General features: G+C 67.9%; 14 protein-coding genes. 1 reads left to right on the top strand and 13 read right to left on the bottom strand.

Annotated features, from left to right (window positions below; translation table 11 throughout):
- Positions 1 to 23 precede the first annotated feature (23 nt).
- The 5 genes from urtE to urtA all read right to left on the bottom strand — a co-directional run bounded on the left by urtE (position 24) and on the right by urtA (position 5,704).
- On the bottom strand, positions 24 to 719 hold the full coding sequence (gene urtE / locus TSO5_RS15215; protein WP_109152351.1) for an urea ABC transporter ATP-binding subunit UrtE: 696 nt from the start codon (positions 717 to 719) through the stop codon (positions 24 to 26).
- A gap of 14 nt (positions 720 to 733) precedes the next feature.
- Positions 734 to 1,480, bottom strand: a complete 747-nt coding sequence (gene urtD / locus TSO5_RS15210) for an urea ABC transporter ATP-binding protein UrtD (RefSeq protein ID WP_109152350.1) — start codon at positions 1,478 to 1,480, stop codon at positions 734 to 736.
- A gap of 3 nt (positions 1,481 to 1,483) precedes the next feature.
- The gene (urtC, locus tag TSO5_RS15205) at positions 1,484 to 2,632 is read right to left on the bottom strand and encodes an urea ABC transporter permease subunit UrtC (RefSeq protein ID WP_109152349.1); all 1,149 of its coding nucleotides are present in this window, start codon (positions 2,630 to 2,632) and stop codon (positions 1,484 to 1,486) included.
- Positions 2,633 to 2,636: 4 nt separating this feature from the next.
- A complete protein-coding gene (gene urtB / locus TSO5_RS15200; protein ID WP_109152348.1) occupies positions 2,637 to 4,259 on the bottom strand; it encodes an urea ABC transporter permease subunit UrtB in 1,623 nt (540 codons plus the stop codon).
- A gap of 191 nt (positions 4,260 to 4,450) precedes the next feature.
- The gene (gene urtA, locus TSO5_RS15195) at positions 4,451 to 5,704 is read right to left on the bottom strand and encodes an urea ABC transporter substrate-binding protein (protein ID WP_247870779.1); all 1,254 of its coding nucleotides are present in this window, start codon (positions 5,702 to 5,704) and stop codon (positions 4,451 to 4,453) included.
- Between the two features lie 412 nt (positions 5,705 to 6,116).
- Between urtA and TSO5_RS15190 the strand changes: the two genes are divergently transcribed.
- Positions 6,117 to 7,619 (top strand): L,D-transpeptidase family protein, encoded by a 1,503-nt coding sequence (locus TSO5_RS15190; protein WP_109152346.1) that lies wholly within the window; start codon positions 6,117 to 6,119, stop codon positions 7,617 to 7,619.
- Positions 7,620 to 7,783: 164 nt separating this feature from the next.
- Here TSO5_RS15190 and TSO5_RS15180 read toward each other — a convergent pair whose 3' ends face one another.
- The 8 genes from TSO5_RS15180 to TSO5_RS15145 form a co-directional block, all read right to left on the bottom strand.
- Positions 7,784 to 8,011, bottom strand: a complete 228-nt coding sequence (locus TSO5_RS15180; RefSeq protein ID WP_109152345.1) for a formate dehydrogenase subunit delta — start codon at positions 8,009 to 8,011, stop codon at positions 7,784 to 7,786.
- Between the two features lie 24 nt (positions 8,012 to 8,035).
- Positions 8,036 to 8,863: a formate dehydrogenase accessory sulfurtransferase FdhD gene (gene fdhD / locus TSO5_RS15175; protein ID WP_109152344.1), complete on the bottom strand. Its 828-nt coding sequence runs from the start codon at positions 8,861 to 8,863 to the stop codon at positions 8,036 to 8,038.
- Between the two features lie 20 nt (positions 8,864 to 8,883).
- A complete protein-coding gene (gene fdhF / locus TSO5_RS15170; RefSeq protein ID WP_109152343.1) occupies positions 8,884 to 11,739 on the bottom strand; it encodes a formate dehydrogenase subunit alpha in 2,856 nt (951 codons plus the stop codon).
- Positions 11,740 to 11,762: 23 nt separating this feature from the next.
- A complete protein-coding gene (locus TSO5_RS15165; RefSeq protein ID WP_109152342.1) occupies positions 11,763 to 13,343 on the bottom strand; it encodes an NADH-quinone oxidoreductase subunit NuoF in 1,581 nt (526 codons plus the stop codon).
- On the bottom strand, positions 13,340 to 13,882 hold the full coding sequence (locus TSO5_RS15160) for a formate dehydrogenase subunit gamma (protein WP_109152341.1): 543 nt from the start codon (positions 13,880 to 13,882) through the stop codon (positions 13,340 to 13,342). Before TSO5_RS15160 ends, TSO5_RS15165 begins: the two co-directional genes overlap by 4 nt.
- Before the next feature lie 182 nt (positions 13,883 to 14,064).
- Entirely contained in the window at positions 14,065 to 15,015 is a 951-nt protein-coding gene (locus TSO5_RS15155; RefSeq protein WP_109152340.1) for a LysR family transcriptional regulator, read from the bottom strand.
- A 19-nt stretch (positions 15,016 to 15,034) separates the two neighbouring features.
- Positions 15,035 to 15,940, bottom strand: a complete 906-nt coding sequence (locus TSO5_RS15150) for an SMP-30/gluconolactonase/LRE family protein (protein ID WP_109152339.1) — start codon at positions 15,938 to 15,940, stop codon at positions 15,035 to 15,037.
- A gap of 142 nt (positions 15,941 to 16,082) precedes the next feature.
- A complete protein-coding gene (locus TSO5_RS15145; protein WP_109152338.1) occupies positions 16,083 to 16,841 on the bottom strand; it encodes a hypothetical protein in 759 nt (252 codons plus the stop codon).
- Between the last annotated feature and the right edge of the window lie 193 nt (positions 16,842 to 17,034).

Below are 17,034 nucleotides of genomic sequence, written 5' to 3'. Positions count from 1 at the left end.
CCGCAGGCATCATTCCGCTGGCATCACACCGTCAGGTATTTGCGAACCTCCTGCTCGTCGAGGCCGCTGCGCGGGCCGGACAGCATCACTTCGCCGCGTTCCATTACCACCCAGTCGTCGGCAAGGTCGCGTGCGAAGTCGAAATACTGCTCCACCAGCAGGATCGCCATGGTGCCCTTGTCGCGCAGATAGGAGATGGCGCGGCCGATGTCCTTGATGATGGAGGGCTGGATGCCCTCGGTCGGCTCGTCCAGCACCAGCAGGCGCGGCCGGGTCACCAGGGCGCGGCCGATGGCGAGCTGCTGCTGCTGGCCGCCGGACAGGTCGCCGCCACGGCGGTCCAGCATGGATTTCAGCACCGGGAACAGCTCGAACACCTCGTCGGGGATGGAGCGCTGCGAGCGCGGCAGCGGGGCGTAGCCGGTCAGCAGGTTTTCCCGCACGGTCAGCAGCGGGAAGATCTCGCGCCCCTGCGGGACATAGGCGATGCCGCGGCGCGCCCGGTCGGCGGGCGCCATCTTGGTCACGTCGGCGCCGTCCCAGCCGATGGAGCCGCCGGACACCGGCTTCAGCCCGACGATGGCGCGCAGCAGGCTGGATTTGCCGACGCCGTTACGGCCGACCAAGCACGTGACTTTGCCGATTTCGGCCTTCATGGAAACGCTGCGCAGGGCCTGTGCGGCGCCGTAATGCAGATCGAGAGAGCGAACGTCCAGCATCTTGGGATCTCCCGTCAGCGGCCGAGATAGGTGTCGATGACCTGTTGATTGGCGCTGACCGCGTCCAGCGAGCCTTCGGCCAGGACGGAGCCTTCGGCCAGCACCGTGACCTTGACGCCGAGCGCACGGACGAAGCTCATGTCATGCTCCACCACGATCACCGAATGCTTGCCGGCGATGCTGCACAGCAGTTCGGCGGTCTGTTCGGTCTCGGCGTCGGTCATGCCGGCCACCGGCTCGTCGACCAGCAGAAGCTTGGGGTCCTGGGCCAGCAGCATGCCGATCTCCAGCCACTGCTTCTGCCCGTGCGACAGGCTCCCGGCCTGACGGTTGCGCAGGGCTGACAGGCGGGTGATGTCGAGGATTTCCTCGATGCGGGACCGGTCGTCGCGGCTGATGGCGTAGGTCAACGTCTTCAGCGGCCGGCGCGGCGCCTTCAGCGCCAGTTCGAGGTTGTCCCACACACTGTGCGGCTCGAAGACGGTCGGGCGCTGGAACTTGCGGCCGATGCCGAGATTGGCGATGGCGGCCTCGCGCAGTCGGGTCAGGTCGGTGTCGCCCTCGAACAGGATGGTGCCGGTGTCGGGGCGGGTCTTGCCGGTGATGACGTCCATCATCGTCGTCTTGCCGGCGCCGTTGGGGCCGATGATCGCCCGCATCTCGCCCGGCATCATCACCAGCGACAGGCTGTTCAGCGCCTTGAAGCCGTCGAAGCTGACCGACACGCCGTCGAGATAGAGAAGGGTCGATTCCGCGCTCATGGGTCAGGCTCCCTTCTGGTCGGCGGTTTGGGCGTTGGGGAGGGCGGGGGTCTTGCGGCCGGGCAGCTTGGCCTTCAACTGCGCGCCCAGCCCCAGCAGGCCCTTGGGCAGGAACAGGGTGACCGCCACGAACAGGCCGCCCAGCGCGAACAGCCACAGCTCCGGCAGGGCGCCGGTGAAATAGCTCTTGCCCATGTTGACCAGCACCGCGCCGAGGATGCCGCCGGCCAGCGTGCCGCGCCCGCCGACCGCGACCCAGATCACCGCCTCGATCGAACTGGCCGGGGCGAATTCCGACGGATTGATGATCCCGACCTGCGGGACATAGAGGGCGCCGGCAACGCCGGCCATGCAGGCCGACAGGGTCCAGGCGAACAGCTTGTAGCTTTCGGTGTCGTAGCCCATGAAACGGACGCGGCTTTCGGCGTCGCGCAGCGCCACCAGCACCTTGCCCAGCTTCGACCCGATGACGCCGGACGCGATCATGTAGGAGAGCGCCAGGGCGGCCACCGTCGCCACGAACAGGGCGACGCGGGTGGTGTCGGCCTGGATGTCGTAGCCGAGGATGTCCTTGAAGTCGGTCAGGCCGTTGTTGCCGCCGAAGCCCATGTCGTTACGGAAGAAGGCCAGCAGCAGGGCGAAGGTCAGCGCCTGGGTGATGATCGACAGGTAGACGCCGGTGACGCGGCTGCGGAAGGCGAACCAGCCGAAGGCAAAGGCCAGCGCCCCCGGCACCACCAGCACCATGATGGCGGCGAACCAGAACTGGTCGAAGCCCAGCCAATACCAGGGCAGCTCCTTCCAGTTCAGGAAGACCATGAAGTCGGGCAGGACCGGGTTGCCGTAGACGCCGCGCGGCCCGATCTGCCGCATCAGGTACATGCCCATGGCATAGCCGCCGAGCGCGAAGAAGGCGGCATGGCCGAGCGACAGGATGCCGCAATAGCCCCAGACAAGGTCCAGCGCCAGCGCCAGCAGCGCAAAGCACAGGTATTTGCCCAAGAGCGAGACGGTGAAGACCGACAGGTGGAAGGGCGAGTCCGCCGGCACCCACAGCGTCATCACCGGAACCGCCACCGCCAGGATGGCGAGGATCGTCAGGACGATCCCGGCCTTGCGGTCCAGCCCCATCAGGAAAAAGCGCAGCAGCATCGGATCAGGCCTCCACCGCGCGGCCCTTCAGCGCGAACAGGCCGCGCGGACGCCGTTGGATGAACAGGATGATGAAGATCAGCACCAGGATCTTGCCCAGCACCGCACCGGCGTAAGGCTCAAGGAACTTGTTGATGGAGCCCAGCGTCAGCGCGCCGACGAGCGTGCCCCACAGGTTGCCCACCCCGCCGAACACCACGACCATGAAGCTGTCGATGATGTAGCCCTGGCCCAGGTTCGGGCTGACATTGTCGATCTGGCTCAGCGCCACACCGGCCAGCCCGGCGATGCCGGAGCCGAGGCCGAAGGTCAGCGCATCCACCCGCGCGGTGCGGATGCCCATGGCGTTGGCCATCGGCCGGTTCTGCGTCACCGCCCGGATAGACAGGCCGAACCAGGTGCGCTTCAGCGCCACCAGCAGCGCGGCGAAGACGGCGAAGGCGAAGATGACGATCCACAGCCGGCCGTAGGTGATGGTCAGGCCACCCAGTTCGAAGGCGCCGGACATCCAACTCGGCGCGCCGACCTCGCGGTTGGTCGGGCCGAAGATGGAGCGCACCGCCTGCTGGAGCGCCAGCGACAGGCCCCAGGTGGCGAGCAGCGTTTCCAGCGGACGGCCGTAGAGCCAGCGGATCACGCTGCGCTCGATGATGATGCCGACGCCGCCCGACACGATGAAGGCGGCGGGCAGCGCCACCAGGATCGACAGGTCGAACAGGCCGGGGGCATGGGCGCGGAAGAACTCCTGCACCAGGAAGGTGGTGTAGGCGCCGATCATCACCATCTCGCCATGGGCCATGTTGATGACGCCCATCACGCCGAAGGTGACGGCCAGCCCGATGGCGGCCAGCAGCAGCACCGAGCCCAGCGACAGCCCGTACCAGAGATTTTGCAGCGCGGCCCAAAAGGCCAGCTTCTGTTCCAGGGTGGAGACGGCGGCGGCGGCCGAGCGTTTGGTGACATCGGACGCACCGGAGCCGGCGACCATGTTCAGCAGGACCAGCGCGTCGCGGTCGCCGCGGGCGGCCAGCGTGTCGGTCGCCGACTGGATTTCGGCATCGCTCATCTTCGACGCGGCTTCGCCGGTCAGCAGGATCGCGGCGCGCGCCTGCTCCATGGCGGCGCGGACGCCCTTGTCCTGCTCCTTGTCGATGGCCTTCTGCAACGTCGGCAGCGCGTTGGCGTCGCGGCTCTTGAACACCGCATCGGCGGCGGAGCGGCGGACGCCGGCATCGGGGCTCATCAGGGTCAGGGCACCCAGCGAGGCGCTGATGGCGCGGCGCAGCGAATTGTTGATGCGGATCTTCTCGACCGCGGCGGCCGGCGCATCGCCAAGCGCGGCGCGGGTCAGCGGGTCGGTCAGGGTGAAGGCGTCGCCGGCCTTGCGGGCGACGACCACGGTGCCGTCGGCCTTGCGCACATAGAGGTCGCCGGCCTGGAGCGCCTCGATCACCGGCACGGCGGCAGGGTCGCCGGCCTCGGACAGTTGCGCCAGGGCCTTTTCGGTTCCGGAATAGCCGCCGCTGCCCAGGGCCTGGACAAGCGGGCGGAGGTCAGCGGCGAGTGCGGCGGTCGATGTGGCGACCACCACACAGACGGCCATCAGCCAGCGGAGAGCGCGTCGCATCGCGGGTCCTTTGGTGCGGGGGGCGGATGTCGGGAGAACGTTCAAAATGCGCTGACGCTTGCCCCCTCCCCGACCCTCCCCCGCTGACGCGGGAGAGGGAGAGATCCCCTCCACCGCCGGAAGGCGGGGGAGGGTTAGGGAGGGGGCAAGCGTCGCGACCACTCAGACGATCAAGTCAGCGAACGCTACCGTCACGACCCCTTGCCGCCGCACTTGCCGGTCTTCACGTTGAAGTTGCCGCAGGACATCGGCTTGCGCCAGTCGGCGATCAGGTCCTTGCTGTCCGGCAGATAGTCCGACCACTCGTCGCCCGGGACAAGGCCCGAGGTCTTGGAGACGACGTCGAACTGGCCGTTCTCCTGCACTTCGCCGATCAACACCGGCTTGGTGATGTGGTGGTTCGGCAGCATCGCCGAATAGCCGCCGGTCAGGTTCGGGACCGACACGCCGACCATGGCGTCGATGACCTTGTCCGGCTCGGTGGTGCCGGCCGCCTCGACCGCCTTCACCCACATGTTGAAGCCGATGTAATGGGCTTCCATCGGGTCGTTGGTGACGCGCTTGTCGTTCTTGGTGTAGGCCTTCCACGACTTGATGAACTCGGCATTGGCCGGGGTCTCGACCGACTGGAAGTAGTTCCAGGCGGCCAGATGGCCGAGCAGCGGCTTGGTGTCGATGCCGGCCAGTTCCTCTTCGCCGACCGAGAAGGCGACGACCGGGATGTCCTCGGCCTTCACGCCCTGGTTACCCAGCTCCTTGTAGAAGGGAACGTTGGCGTCGCCGTTGATGGTGGAGACGACGGCGGTCTTCTTGCCGGCCGACCCGAACTTCTTGATGTCCGCCACGATCGACTGCCAATCGGAATGCCCGAACGGCGTGTAGTTGATCATGATGTCCTCGGGCTTGACGCCCTTGCCCTTCAGGTAGGCTTCGAGGATCTTGTTGGTCGTGCGCGGATAGACGTAGTCGGTGCCGGCCAGCACCCAGCGCTGGACCTTCTCCTTCTGCATCAGGTAATCGACGGCCGGGATCGCCTGCTGGTTCGGAGCGGCGCCGGTGTAGAAGACGTTGCGGGAGGACTCCTCGCCCTCATACTGGACCGGGTAGAAGAGGATGTTGTTCAGTTCCTCGAACACCGGCAGCACCGACTTGCGGCTGACCGAGGTCCAGCAGCCGAACACGGCCGACACCTTGTCCTTGCTGATCAGCTCGCGCGCCTTTTCGGCGAACAGCGGCCAGTTGGAGGCCGGATCGACCACCACCGGCTCCAGCTTCTTGCCCAGCAGGCCGCCCTTCTTGTTCTGCTCGTCGATCAGCATCAGCATGACGTCCTTCAACGTCGTCTCGCTGATCGCCATCGTGCCGGACAGGGAGTGCAGGATGCCCACCTTGATGGTGTCGTCCGCCGCCTGGGCCGGCATCGCGAAGGACGCCATCGCGCCCATGGCCAGACCGGCCAGCGCGCTGATCCCGAAGCTGGACGTCAGTTGCTTGGTCCGCATGAAGTTGCCCCCTTCCTTTGGCGCCCCGGTTGCTCCGGGGCTTCGCCACATCGTCGGGGGAAAAGCTACCGCGCATGCGAAAGGCGGTATCTACGTCAAATGACACATACGGCCACGCCAGCGCCTCCATCGCCGTACCACCGGCGAAGGTTCGGAATAAAACCGCCGCCTCAGCGTCCAACTGCTGGATGAGCGCGTGTAACGGAGACAGCCGCCGGCGAGTGGGACGGCGATGCAAGGGAGCAACAGTGTGAACAGCAGAGCTGCCGACACCAAATGTCGCTTGCGGATCGAGGAAGGCTCATCGAAGGATACAGCGCTCGATCCTTTCCGTTCACGTTCCGGTCCCATCGCCATGCATGATCTCCGCCGCCCGATCTCCCGCCGCTCCGCCGCCTTCTGCCTGGTCGGCGGGCTGGTCGGCGTCGTCCTGAGCGGTCCGGCGCTGGCCGCAGCGGCGAAGGAGGCGGCGCACGCCGCCAAGCCGCCGCTGGTGGCCGGCTGGGCCACGGCGCTGGAGCAGCGCGCGCAGGAAATCCAGAACGCGCCCAAGGCGCCGGCCACCCGCGTCGGCTATGGCGCGGTGGTGAAGCTGGGCGACGGCGGCATGGTCGAGAGCGTCGCCCCGGCGATGGACGTGCCCCCTGCCGATGTCCAGGCGCAGGCCCCCACCCTGCCCGGCATCGCCCCGGTCGAACCCGCACCGCCGGTCGTCATCACCGTGCGCTCGCCGTTGGCCGATCGCGTCGGCAAGGTGTCGCGCCGTCTGATCGAGCTGGGCTATCTGCCCGCCGACAAATGGACCGACAGCTTCAACGAGGATGTCGAGACCGCCGTGCGCGCCTTCCAGCTTGCCGAGGGGCTGCAGCCCGACGGCAAGGTGGGCGAGGTGACGCGCCAGGCGCTGGACCGCACCCCGGCGCAGACCGTCGCGCTTCTGCGCCGCGCCGCCGCGGCGATGCGAGCGCAGCAGGCCTCCATCCCCGACACCACGGTGCTGGTCAACCTGCCCGGCCAGTCCGTCACCCTCATCGAGCATGGCCGCCCCGCCTTCACCATGCGGGCTGTGGTCGGCCGGCCGTCGCGCAAGACGCCGCTGCTGCAGGACAAGATCACCAGCGTCACCATCAACCCGACCTGGACCGTCCCGCCGACGGTGCTGAGCGAGGACAAGCTGCCGGCCCTGCGCAAGAAGGGCACCACCGGTATCAAGAACGCCGCCGTCTATCTGGACGGATCGGAGGTGGTCAACACGCAGTCGATCAACTGGTGGTCGGTCGATCCCGGCCGCGTGCGCATCGTCCAGAAGCCGGGCGACGACAACGCGCTGGGCCGCTTCCGCTTCAACCTGACCAACGGCGACGGCATCTTCCTGCACGGCACCAACGACCCCAGGCTGTTCAGCCGCGACCTGCGCGCCGCCAGCTCCGGCTGCGTGCGGCTGGAGGATGCCCGGATGATGGCGGAAACGCTGCTGGGTGCGGCCAAGGTGACGCCGGCCGTCATCAGCCAGCAGCTCGACACCGGGGAGACCAAGACGATCCGGCTGCCGAACGCCATCCCCGTGCGCTTCGTCTACTGGAACGCGTCGGTCGACACCTCCGGCGTGGTGCGCGTCCACCCGGACATCTACGAGGATCCGCCCACGCTGGCGACTCCGTCCGGCCAATCGGGTTCGGCGGCTCCGGCCATGTCGGCGAATCCGGCAGCGGCAAATCCGGTGACGCCGGCCTCGACGCCGCGCCCGCTGTCGAAGCCGGCGCCGCTGCCGGTCCCGACCGCCCATGCGCCGACGCCGCTGTCGTCGGCCTCCACCCCGGCGCCGGTGAAGCCGCTGCCGGCTTCGACCGGGATGTGAGGACAGAGTTTTCCCTCTCCCGCCCCGGGAGAGGGAAGGGGCCCATGCGCAGCATGGGAAGGGTGAGGGGTAGTGCAAGGAACCATGCGCTTCTGGTTTCTTGCATCACCCCTCACCCTCCCCACTTCGTGGGTCCCCTCCCTCTCCCGGGGCGGGAGAGGGCTTTATTGCGCCTGCAACACGCCCACGGCACCGCGGGCCACTTCGTGCAGGTCGGCTTCGCCGCCGGACTGGACATGGGCGAACAGGCCGGCGCGCATACGCGGATCCCAGAATTTGCGGATGTGGGTCGCCGTCTCCGTCACAGCCTCCTCATGGGGGTAGGTGGCGAAATGGACGGCGATCTGGTTCGCCATCCGGACCAGATCCTTGGCGTGGTTCGTGTGGCTCATCGGTGTCTCCGGAATGGGTTGGTATCAGCGGAACAGGATGACGGTGTCGCGGCGCGACAGCGCGCCCAGAGTCAGGTTGGCGTTGCGCGCCAGTTCCAGCGCCAGCGCCGTCGGGGCCGAGATGGTCGCCAGCAGCGGAATGCCCACTGCGGCGGTCTTCTGCACCAGTTCGAAGCTGCAGCGGCTGGTCATCACCACGAAGCCGCCGGCCGGGTCGGCACCAGAACCGGCGATGGCGCCGATCAGCTTGTCCAGCGCGTTGTGGCGGCCGACATCCTCGCGTGCCAAGCGGATGCTGCCGTCCGGCGCGCACCACGCGGCCGCGTGGACCGAGCGGTTGGCCCGGTTCATCGGCTGATGGTCCGGCAGGGCGCGGAAGGCGGCGGCCACGGCGGCCGGGTCGACCTCCAGCGAGGTTTCGATCTTGCGGGGCTCCCGAACGGCGTGGACAAGACTGTCCACGCCGCACAGGCCACAGCCGCTCCGCCCCTCCATGGAGCGGCTGCGCAGGCTTCCGCGCAGGAGCCGCAATGGGTCGACCGTCAGGTTGACGACGAAGCCCAGCGGCGTTTCCCGCACGGCGATTTTCTCGATATCGGCGGCGGTCCCGACGATCTCCTCGGCGAGGCTGAAGCCCAGCGCGAAGTCTTCCAGATCGGCGGGGGTCGCCATCATCACGGCATGGGAGCGGCCGTTATATTCGAAAGCGACCGCGGTTTCCTCCGGCACCTGCCATTCGACGTCCGCCCCCTCCTCCACCCCGACACCGGCGGCAAAGCCGGTGCCGGTGACGGCGATGGAGCACATGAGGCTGTCGTCAGGACGGATGGAACCAGAAGGCATCGCGGTCATGCTTCCCACTCCTCAGGCCATTACTCGGCGGCGATGACGTTGGCGGCGGCGATGCGCTTGCGCTCGACGTCGTTCTTCGCGTAGTCGACCTGCCAGTCGGACGGCTGGTTGCTGCGGGCGACCTGCACCGCCGTCACCTTGTATTCGGGGCAGTTGGTCGCCCAGTCCGAATTTTCCGTGGTGATGACGTTGGCGCCGGTCACGGGGTGGTGGAAGGTGGTGTAGACGACGCCGGCCGGCATGCGGTCGGAGATGACGGCACGCAGCGTGGTCGCCCCCATGCGACTGGCGAGCGACACCATGTCGCCGTCCTTGACGCCGCGGATCTCGGCGTCCACAGCGTTGATCTCCAGCACGTCCTCCGGATGCCACGCCACGTTGGCGGTGCGCCGGGTCTGGGCGCCGACATTATAGTGGGCGAGGATGCGGCCGGTGGTCAGCACCAGCGGGTACATCCGCGTGGTCCGCTCATCGGTCGGCACATATTCGGTGACCACGAAGCGGCCGAGACCGCGGGCAAAGGTCTCGCCATGCATGATCGCCATGCCGGTGTCGTCGTCCTCGAACCCGGTGCAGGGCCACTGGACGCTGCCGACGCGGTCGAGCTTCTCGAAGCTGACGCCGCGGAAGGTCGGGGTCAGCCTCGCGATCTCGTCCATGATCTCCGACGTGGTCTCGTAATGCATCGGGTAGCCCATCGCCGTCGCCAGCGCGCAGGCGACCCAATGCTCGTCTTTGCCAACCTTGGACGGCATCGCCTTGCGGACGCGGTTGATGCGGCGCTCGGCGTTGGTGAAGGTGCCGTCCTTCTCCAGGAAGGAGGTGCCGGGGAAGAAGACGTGGGCGAAGGCCGCCGTCTCGTTCAGGAACAGGTCCTGGACGATGACGATGTCCAGCGCTTCCAAGGCCGAGGTGACGTGGGTGGTGTTGGGATCGGACTGGACGATGTCCTCGCCCTGCACGAACAGGCCGCGGAAGCTGCCGTCATGGGCGCTGTCGAACATGTTGGGAATACGCAGGCCCGGTTCCGGATCCAGCGTGACGCCCCAGGCGGCCTCGAACTCCTGGCGGACGAGGTCGTCCGACACGTGGCGGTAGCCCGGCAGCTCGTGCGGGAAGGAGCCCATGTCGCAGGAGCCCTGCACGTTGTTCTGACCGCGCAGCGGGTTCACGCCGACGCCCTCGCGGCCGATGTTGCCGGTCGCCATCGCGAGGTTGGCAATCGCCATCACCGTGCTGGAGCCCTGGCTGTGCTCGGTCACGCCCAGGCCGTAGTAGATCGCGGCGTTGCCGCCGGTGGCATAGAGACGGGCGGCGGCGCGGATCTGATCGGCCGGAACGCCGGTGCGCGATTCCAGATATTCCGGCGAGTTGCGGTGCTCGGCGATGAACGCCTCCCACTTCGCGAATTCCTTCGGATCGCAACGCTCCTCGACGAAGGCGCGGTTGACCAGCCCTTCGGTGACGATGACGTGAGCAATGGCGTTGACCACGGCGACGTTGGTGCCGGGCTGGAGCTGGAGATGGTGCTCGGCCTGGACGTGCGGGCTGCGCACCAGATCGATGCGGCGCGGATCGATGACGATCAGCTTGGCCCCGGCACGCAGGCGCTTCTTCATGCGGGAACCGAACACCGGGTGGCCGTCGGTCGGGTTGGCGCCGATGACCAGGATGACGTCGGACTTGTCGACGCTCTTGAAATCCTGGGTGCCGGCCGAGGTGCCGAAGGTCTGCGACAGGCCATAGCCGGTCGGCGAATGGCAGACGCGGGCGCAGGTGTCGATGTTGTTGGTGCCGAAGGCGGCCCGGATCATCTTCTGGACGACATAGACCTCTTCGTTGGTGCAGCGCGACGAGGTGATGCCGCCGATGGAGCCCCGGCCATATTTGGCCTGCACCGCCTTCAGCCGCTCGGCGGCGTAGGCGATCGCCTCTTCCCACGACACTTCGCGCCACGGGTCGGTGATCTTCTCGCGCACCATGGGCTTCATGATGCGGTCCTTGTGGGTGGCGTAACCCCAGGCGAAGCGGCCCTTGACGCAGCTATGCCCCTCGTTGGCGCCGCCATTCTTCCACGGCGTCATGCGGACCACGGTGGTGCCCTGCAGTTCGGCCTTGAAGGAGCAGCCGACGCCGCAATAGGCGCAGGTGGTGATGACGCTGTGCTCGGGCTGGCCGTGCTCGATGATCGACTTCTCGGTCAGGGTCGCGGTCGGGCAAGCCTGGACGCAGGCGCCGCAGGACACGCACTCGCTGTCCATGAAGCTTTCCTTGGCGCCCGGCGACACCGAGGAGGCGAAGCCGCGGCTGTCGATGGTCAGCGCGAAGGTGCCCTGGGTCTCCTGGCAGGCGCGGACGCAGCGCGAGCAGACGATGCACTTGGAAGCGTCGAAGGTGAAATACGGGTTGCTTTCGTCCTTCGCGGCGGCGCGATGGTTTTCGCCGTCGAAACCGTACCGCACGTTGCGCAGGCCGACGGCGCCCGCCATATCCTGCAACTCGCAGTCACCATTGGCGGCGCAGGTCAGGCAGTCGAGCGGATGATCGGAGATGTAGAGCTCCATCACGCCGCGGCGCAGCTTGGCCAGCTTGTCGGTCTGGGTGTGGACCTTCATGCCGGGGGCGACGGGGGTGGTGCAGGAGGCCGGGGTGCCGCGGCGCCCCTCGATCTCCACCGCGCAGAGGCGGCAGGAGCCGAAGGGTTCCAGGCTGTCGGTCGCGCACAGCTTCGGCACGGTGATGCCGGCGTCCATCGCGGCGCGCATCACGGAGGTGCCTTCGGGAACGGTGATCGCGCGGCCGTCGATCTCCAGCGTCACCAGGGTCTCGGAGACGCGGGCCGGGGTGCCGTAGTCGGTCTCGTGGATGAGGGTCATCTCGGGTGCTCCTGGGGCGCTCGTTATTCGGCGGCGATGTGGGTGACGCGAACGGCCGGGGCTTTCTTGCGGAAGTCTTCCGGGAAGTGCTTCACCGCGCTGCGCACCGGATAGGGCGTCATGCCGCCCATGGCGCAGAGCGAGCCGTCCACCATCACGTCGCAGAGGTCGGCGAGCAGTTCGAGGTTCGCGTCAACATTCTTGCCGGCGATGATCTTGTCCAGAGTCTCCATCCCGCGGGTCGAGCCGATGCGGCAGGGGGTGCACTTGCCGCAGGATTCCGCCACGCAGAATTCCATGGCGAAGCGCGCCTGCTGGGCCATGTCGACGCTGTCGTCGAAGACAACGATGCCGCCATGGCCGACCATCGCCTCCTGCGCGGCGAAGGCCTCGTAATCCTTGGGCAGGTCGAACTGCGAGGGCGGGAGGTAGGCGCCGAGCGGGCCGCCGACCTGCACCGCGCGGATCGGCCGGCCGGTGATGGTGCCGCCGCCATACTCGTACAACAGCTCGTGCAGGGTGATACCGAAGGCCTTCTCGACGATGCCGCCATTCTTGATGTTGCCGGCGAGCTGGAAGGGCAGCGTGCCGCGTGACCGGCCAACGCCAAAGTCGCGGTAATACGCGCCACCCTTGTCGAGGATGATCGGCACCGAGCAGAGCGACAGCACGTTGTTGACCACGGTCGGCTTGCCGAACAGGCCCTCCAGCGCCGGCAGCGGCGGCTTGGCGCGGACCATGCCGCGCTTGCCCTCCAGGCTTTCCAGCATCGCGGTCTCTTCGCCGCAGATGTAGGCGCCGGCGCCGACGCGGACGTCGAGATGGAAGGTGCGGTTGGTGCCGTGGATGTTGTCGCCGAGCCAACCCTCGTCATAGGCCAGCTTGATGGCATGGCGCAGGGTCGCGGTGGCGTGCGGGTATTCCGAGCGCATGTAGACGTAGCCGGAGGTCGCTCCCACCGCGATGGCGGCGATGGTCATGCCCTCGATCAGGCAGAAGGGGTCGCCTTCGATGATCATGCGGTCGGCGAAGGTGCCGCTGTCGCCCTCGTCGGCATTGCAGCAGACGAACTTCTCGTCCGCCGGGGCTTGCATCACCGTGTTCCACTTGATGCCAGTGGGGAAGCCGGCACCGCCACGACCGCGCAAGCCGCTGTCGGTCACCGCCTGGACGATCTCCGCCTGGGACATCGCCAGCGCGTTTTCGAGGCCCCGGAAGCCGCCATGGGCGCGGTAATCCTCGACCGACAGTGGATCGATGATGCCGCAGCGGGCGAAGGTCAGCCGCTCCTGCTTCTTGAAGTAGGGGATTTCCTCGGTCAGGCCGTGGCCCAGGGCATGCTCACCGCCGGTCAGGAAGCCGGCGTCGAACAGGCCGGGCACGTCGGCGGGGGTGACCGGGCCGTAGGCGACGCGGCCGTCCGGGGTTTCGATCTCGACCAGCGGTTCCAGGTAGAGCATGCCGCGCGAGCCGTTGCGGACGATGCGCAGGGGCAGGTCACGCTTGACGGCCTCGGCCCGGATGGCGGCGGCCACGGCATCGGCGCCGACGGACAGGGCGGCGGAGTCGCGCGGGACGAAGACGGTGATCAGATGGCCGCTCATTGCGCGTGACCCTTCTGGCTGAGGGCCCCATGGATTTGCCTGGGGATTTGCTGGTGGGCCGTCGGGTTGGCCCGCGTCTCGGCCGCCAGTTCGTCGAAGCGGTCGGGCGAGACCCGGCCGTGCAGGTTCTCGTCGATCATGACGGCGGGCGACAGGGCGCAATTGCCGAGGCAGAAGACCGGTTCCAGCGTGAAGGCGCCGTCGGCGGTGGTGCCGTGGAAATCGACCTGCAGGCTCTTCTTGATGTGGTCGACCAGCGCGTTGGCGCCCATCGACTGGCAGGCCTCCGCCCGGCAGACCTTGATGATGTGGCGGCCGGGCTTTTCGCGGCGGAATTCGTGATAGAAGGACACCACGCCATGCACGTCGGCGCGCGAGAGGTTCAGCTCCGTCGCCAGCAGGGGGATGGCCTGTTCGTCGATGTAGCCGAACTCTTCCTGCAGGGCGTGAAGGATCGGCAGCAGGGCGCCGCGCAGATGCCGATTGCTTTCGACAATCGTCATGGCGCGCTCAGCGCTCCACGGATGGCAAGCGTTCACGGGTATCCCTCCTTGCGATCGTCCGCGCCGGTCTTGAAGTCGGCGTCGTTCTGGCTTGGCTCTGTTGGCTTTTTCCAGGCGTCTCTCGTCGCCCGGCACCGTCAGAGTGTCGGAGGATACGGTATGCCAGCAAATTGTATTTTCCGATGGGCTGATAGCTTTTGGCTATCAAGAACAGCCCGTCAGCGGATCGCCACCCGCCAGGGGATCATCGCCTCGGCGACGCTGATCGCGATCCGCTGGGCGATGTCGGCGTCGGATGCCGCCACCGCCAGCGCCCTGGCCAGCGGCGGCGGCGGGTCGCGGTCGGCGTAGGCGAGGCCGACGACGTGGCTCAGCTCCGGGTCGACCAGCGGCAGGGCGATGATGTCGGCATGCGGCGGGACGACGGTCAGCAGCTGGCCGGGAACGATGCTGGCGCAGGTGCCGGTGCGCACGATGGTGTAGAGGCTGACGATGGAGTTGGTCTCCATCGCCGCCTGCACCGTCCGCCCGGTCATGCGGAAGGCGGTGTCGGCGATGCGGCGGTTCTGCATGTCGGGAGTCAGCAGGCAGAGCCGCAGATCGGCCGCCTTCTCCCAGGCGACCGCCCCCTGCGCGACCAGCTCCTCCGGCAACTCGTCGCGGCGGGCCAGCAGGTAATAGCGCTCGGTGTAGAGCGGCAGGGTGCGGACGTTGTTCAGCGGTTCGTTGTCGAGATAGGTGATGGCGGCGTCGAGTTCGAACTCGTCGAGCCCGCGCTGGATCTCGCGCGAGCTGAGCGACACGATGCTGGAGCGGATGTGCGGGAAGCGCGTGGCGAAGGGCGTCAGCACATGCGGCACCGCCGGCAGGGCGGTGGGGATGGCGCCGAGCCGCAGATGGCCGGTGACGCCCTGGGCCAGGGCCAGCAGCTCGTGGCGCAGGTTGTCGCGCTCGCCGACGATGCGGCGGGCATATTCCAGCACCTTCATCCCCTCCGGCGTGAAGCCTTCGAACTTCTGGCCGCGCTCGACGATGGGGACCTGAAGCTCCTCCTCCAGCTGGCGGATGGCGTTGGAGAGGGTGGGCTGCGAGACGTGGCAGCTTTCCGCCGCACGGCCGAAATGCTTTTCGCGGGACAGCGCCAGCAGATAGACGAACTTGCGGAACATCGCCGGCTCCCCTCCCCTCTCACGTCGCCGGGTCGAAGGGCGGCACCGGCAGGCCCGGCACCTCCACCGGCATGGCGAACAGGCCGCCGGACTGCGGGAAGCGTTCCAACTCGTCGGCCGGGCGGCCGGCGCTGGCGGTGGTGACGTAGAGCGTGCGCAGGTCGGGACCGCCGAAGGCCACCATGGTCGGGCAGCGCGCCGGCAGCGGATGCTCCGACAGCAACCGGCCATCGGGGGAGAAGCGTGCGACCCGGCCGCCCTCATAGAGCGCCGTCCAATAGCAGCCCTCCGCATCCACCGCCGCGCCGTCCGGCCGGCCGCGGTCGCCGTCCTTCGGCTCCAGCCGGATGAAGATCCCGCCGTCCGAGATCGCGCCGGTGGCCGGGTCGTAGCGGTAGCGGCGCACGGTGAAGGTCGGCGTGTCGGCGTGGTACAGGGTCCGCCCGTCCGGGCTGAAGGCGAGGCCGTTGGAGGTCAGCAGCCCGCCGGCCAGAACCGCCAGCCCGCGCCGGTCATAGCGGTAGAGATGCGCCTTGCCGCCGGCCTTCGGCTCGTCCAGCGTGCCGGCCAGATAGCGGCCGGCGGGATCGGTCTTGCCGTCGTTGAAGCGGCTGGCGCCCTGGTCCTCCGGATTGGCGGCGAGACAGGCGACCAACCCGCCCTCCCCGTCCAGCTGCCACAGGCCGGAGCGCAGGCCGGCGATGAAGCCGCCGCCCTTGCACGGGGCGACGCAGCCGATCTCCTCCGGCAGAGCCATCGCACGGGTGGCGCCGGTGGCGGGGTCGAAGCGGTTCAGCGCCCGGCCCTTGATGTCGACCCAATAGAGCGCCTGTTCGTCCACCGACCAGACCGGCCCCTCCCCCAGTTTGGCACGGGCGTCGAGCACGCAGGTGAAGGCTGGGGTGACGGCTGGGCCGGCGGTCATCGCGTGATCCTCAGTGTTCCAACGGACCCGCAGGGTCGGACAGAACGGCGGCGCGATCAACCCCGCGATTGGGGCCTTGCCGGCGGGGGATGGAACAGCGTGGAACAGGATTGAGCGGATGTTCCATCGGCCGGCGGACCCCCTACCGGCGATGGGAGAACGGACCGGCGGCGCGGCGGTTCACCGGGCCGGGGTTGAGGCCGGGATAGGGATCGTCGGGGTTGACGGTCCAGGGATAGAGCCCCTTCGGCCCCGCCGCCTCCGGCCGGGCCAGGATGGCGGCGACCATCTCGGGGTTGGGAGGGATGCGCTCGCGCAGGTCTCCGGGGAGGTCGTCGTCGAGTTCGGGGACGGTGACGGCCGGCGGATCTTCGGGTGTCGGGGCGGGTTTGGGGGCGGGCCGCCGGGGAGCGGGCGGCTGGTCGGGATGCCGGTCGGCGTGGGAGCCGGGGTGGAGGTCGGGCCGCTGGTCGGCGTGCGCGGCCTGCCGCTGGGGCGCCGGGAGGTCGTGACCGGCGAACAGCCCCAGCCGGTCGGCCAGCCAGCGCACCGTCGCCGGATCGCCCATGGAGACCAGCCGCTCGATCTGCTCGGCGACCAGGGCGCGGATCGAGGACAGGCGGAGTTCGGCCTCGCGGTTCAGCGCCTGCCGTTCCCACCACACCCTGTGACGGAAATCCTTGGACCCGTAATAGGCGCGCCACAGGGTGGTGCGGCTGCAGCCCATCGCACGGGAGACCTGAAGGAAGCTGCTGCCGCGCGCCAGCATGCCGGCGGCCATGATCCATTGCTCCTCGTGGAACTGCGATCCGGGGACCAGAGAGCCTTCGGCGGGCACCGGCGGCTCCTCGGCCCAGCGGGGGAAACGGTCATCGGCGAGGGTGCGGCTGTCGAGCGGCATGGGGTGGCTCCGCAAATGGGTGGGCATTGCGGAGAGGGTATGGGAATTTGGTCCTGTGGTGGGGAGATTTTGGGAAAATAGGATGAGCGACTTATACTTGGAGCGCGGTTCGGCTAAGAGCCTGACCCGAAAAGAATTGAGTGATTTCAGTCCCTTGTGATTCGATCGATGTTGCGAAGCATGACGAATGACA

Source organism: Azospirillum sp. TSO5 (assembly GCF_003116065.1).
Classification (GTDB): Bacteria; Pseudomonadota; Alphaproteobacteria; order Azospirillales; family Azospirillaceae; genus Azospirillum.
The sequence above is the reverse complement of the archived record's forward strand: the minus strand, read 5'-3'. Positions and strand labels throughout refer to the sequence as shown.

Bases quoted from the DNA above. Each gene is read 5' to 3' on its own strand.
- urtE (WP_109152351.1), bottom strand. From the start codon at position 719: ATGCTGGACGTTCGCTCTCTCGATCTGCATTACGGCGCCGCACAGGCC.
- TSO5_RS15165 (WP_109152342.1), bottom strand. From the start codon at position 13,343: ATGAGCGGCCATCTGATCACCGTCTTCGTCCCGCGCGACTCCGCCGCC.
- urtA (WP_247870779.1), bottom strand. From the start codon at position 5,704: ATGGGCGCGATGGCGTCCTTCGCGATGCCGGCCCAGGCGGCGGACGAC.
- urtD (WP_109152350.1), bottom strand. From the start codon at position 1,480: ATGAGCGCGGAATCGACCCTTCTCTATCTCGACGGCGTGTCGGTCAGC.
- TSO5_RS15190 (WP_109152346.1), top strand. From the start codon at position 6,117: ATGCATGATCTCCGCCGCCCGATCTCCCGCCGCTCCGCCGCCTTCTGC.
- urtB (WP_109152348.1), bottom strand. From the start codon at position 4,259: ATGCGACGCGCTCTCCGCTGGCTGATGGCCGTCTGTGTGGTGGTCGCC.
- TSO5_RS15150 (WP_109152339.1), bottom strand. From the start codon at position 15,940: ATGACCGCCGGCCCAGCCGTCACCCCAGCCTTCACCTGCGTGCTCGAC.
- TSO5_RS15145 (WP_109152338.1), bottom strand. From the start codon at position 16,841: ATGCCGCTCGACAGCCGCACCCTCGCCGATGACCGTTTCCCCCGCTGG.
- TSO5_RS15155 (WP_109152340.1), bottom strand. From the start codon at position 15,015: ATGTTCCGCAAGTTCGTCTATCTGCTGGCGCTGTCCCGCGAAAAGCAT.
- fdhD (WP_109152344.1), bottom strand. From the start codon at position 8,863: ATGACCGCGATGCCTTCTGGTTCCATCCGTCCTGACGACAGCCTCATG.
- fdhF (WP_109152343.1), bottom strand. From the start codon at position 11,739: ATGACCCTCATCCACGAGACCGACTACGGCACCCCGGCCCGCGTCTCC.
- urtC (WP_109152349.1), bottom strand. From the start codon at position 2,632: ATGCTGCTGCGCTTTTTCCTGATGGGGCTGGACCGCAAGGCCGGGATC.
- TSO5_RS15180 (WP_109152345.1), bottom strand. From the start codon at position 8,011: ATGAGCCACACGAACCACGCCAAGGATCTGGTCCGGATGGCGAACCAG.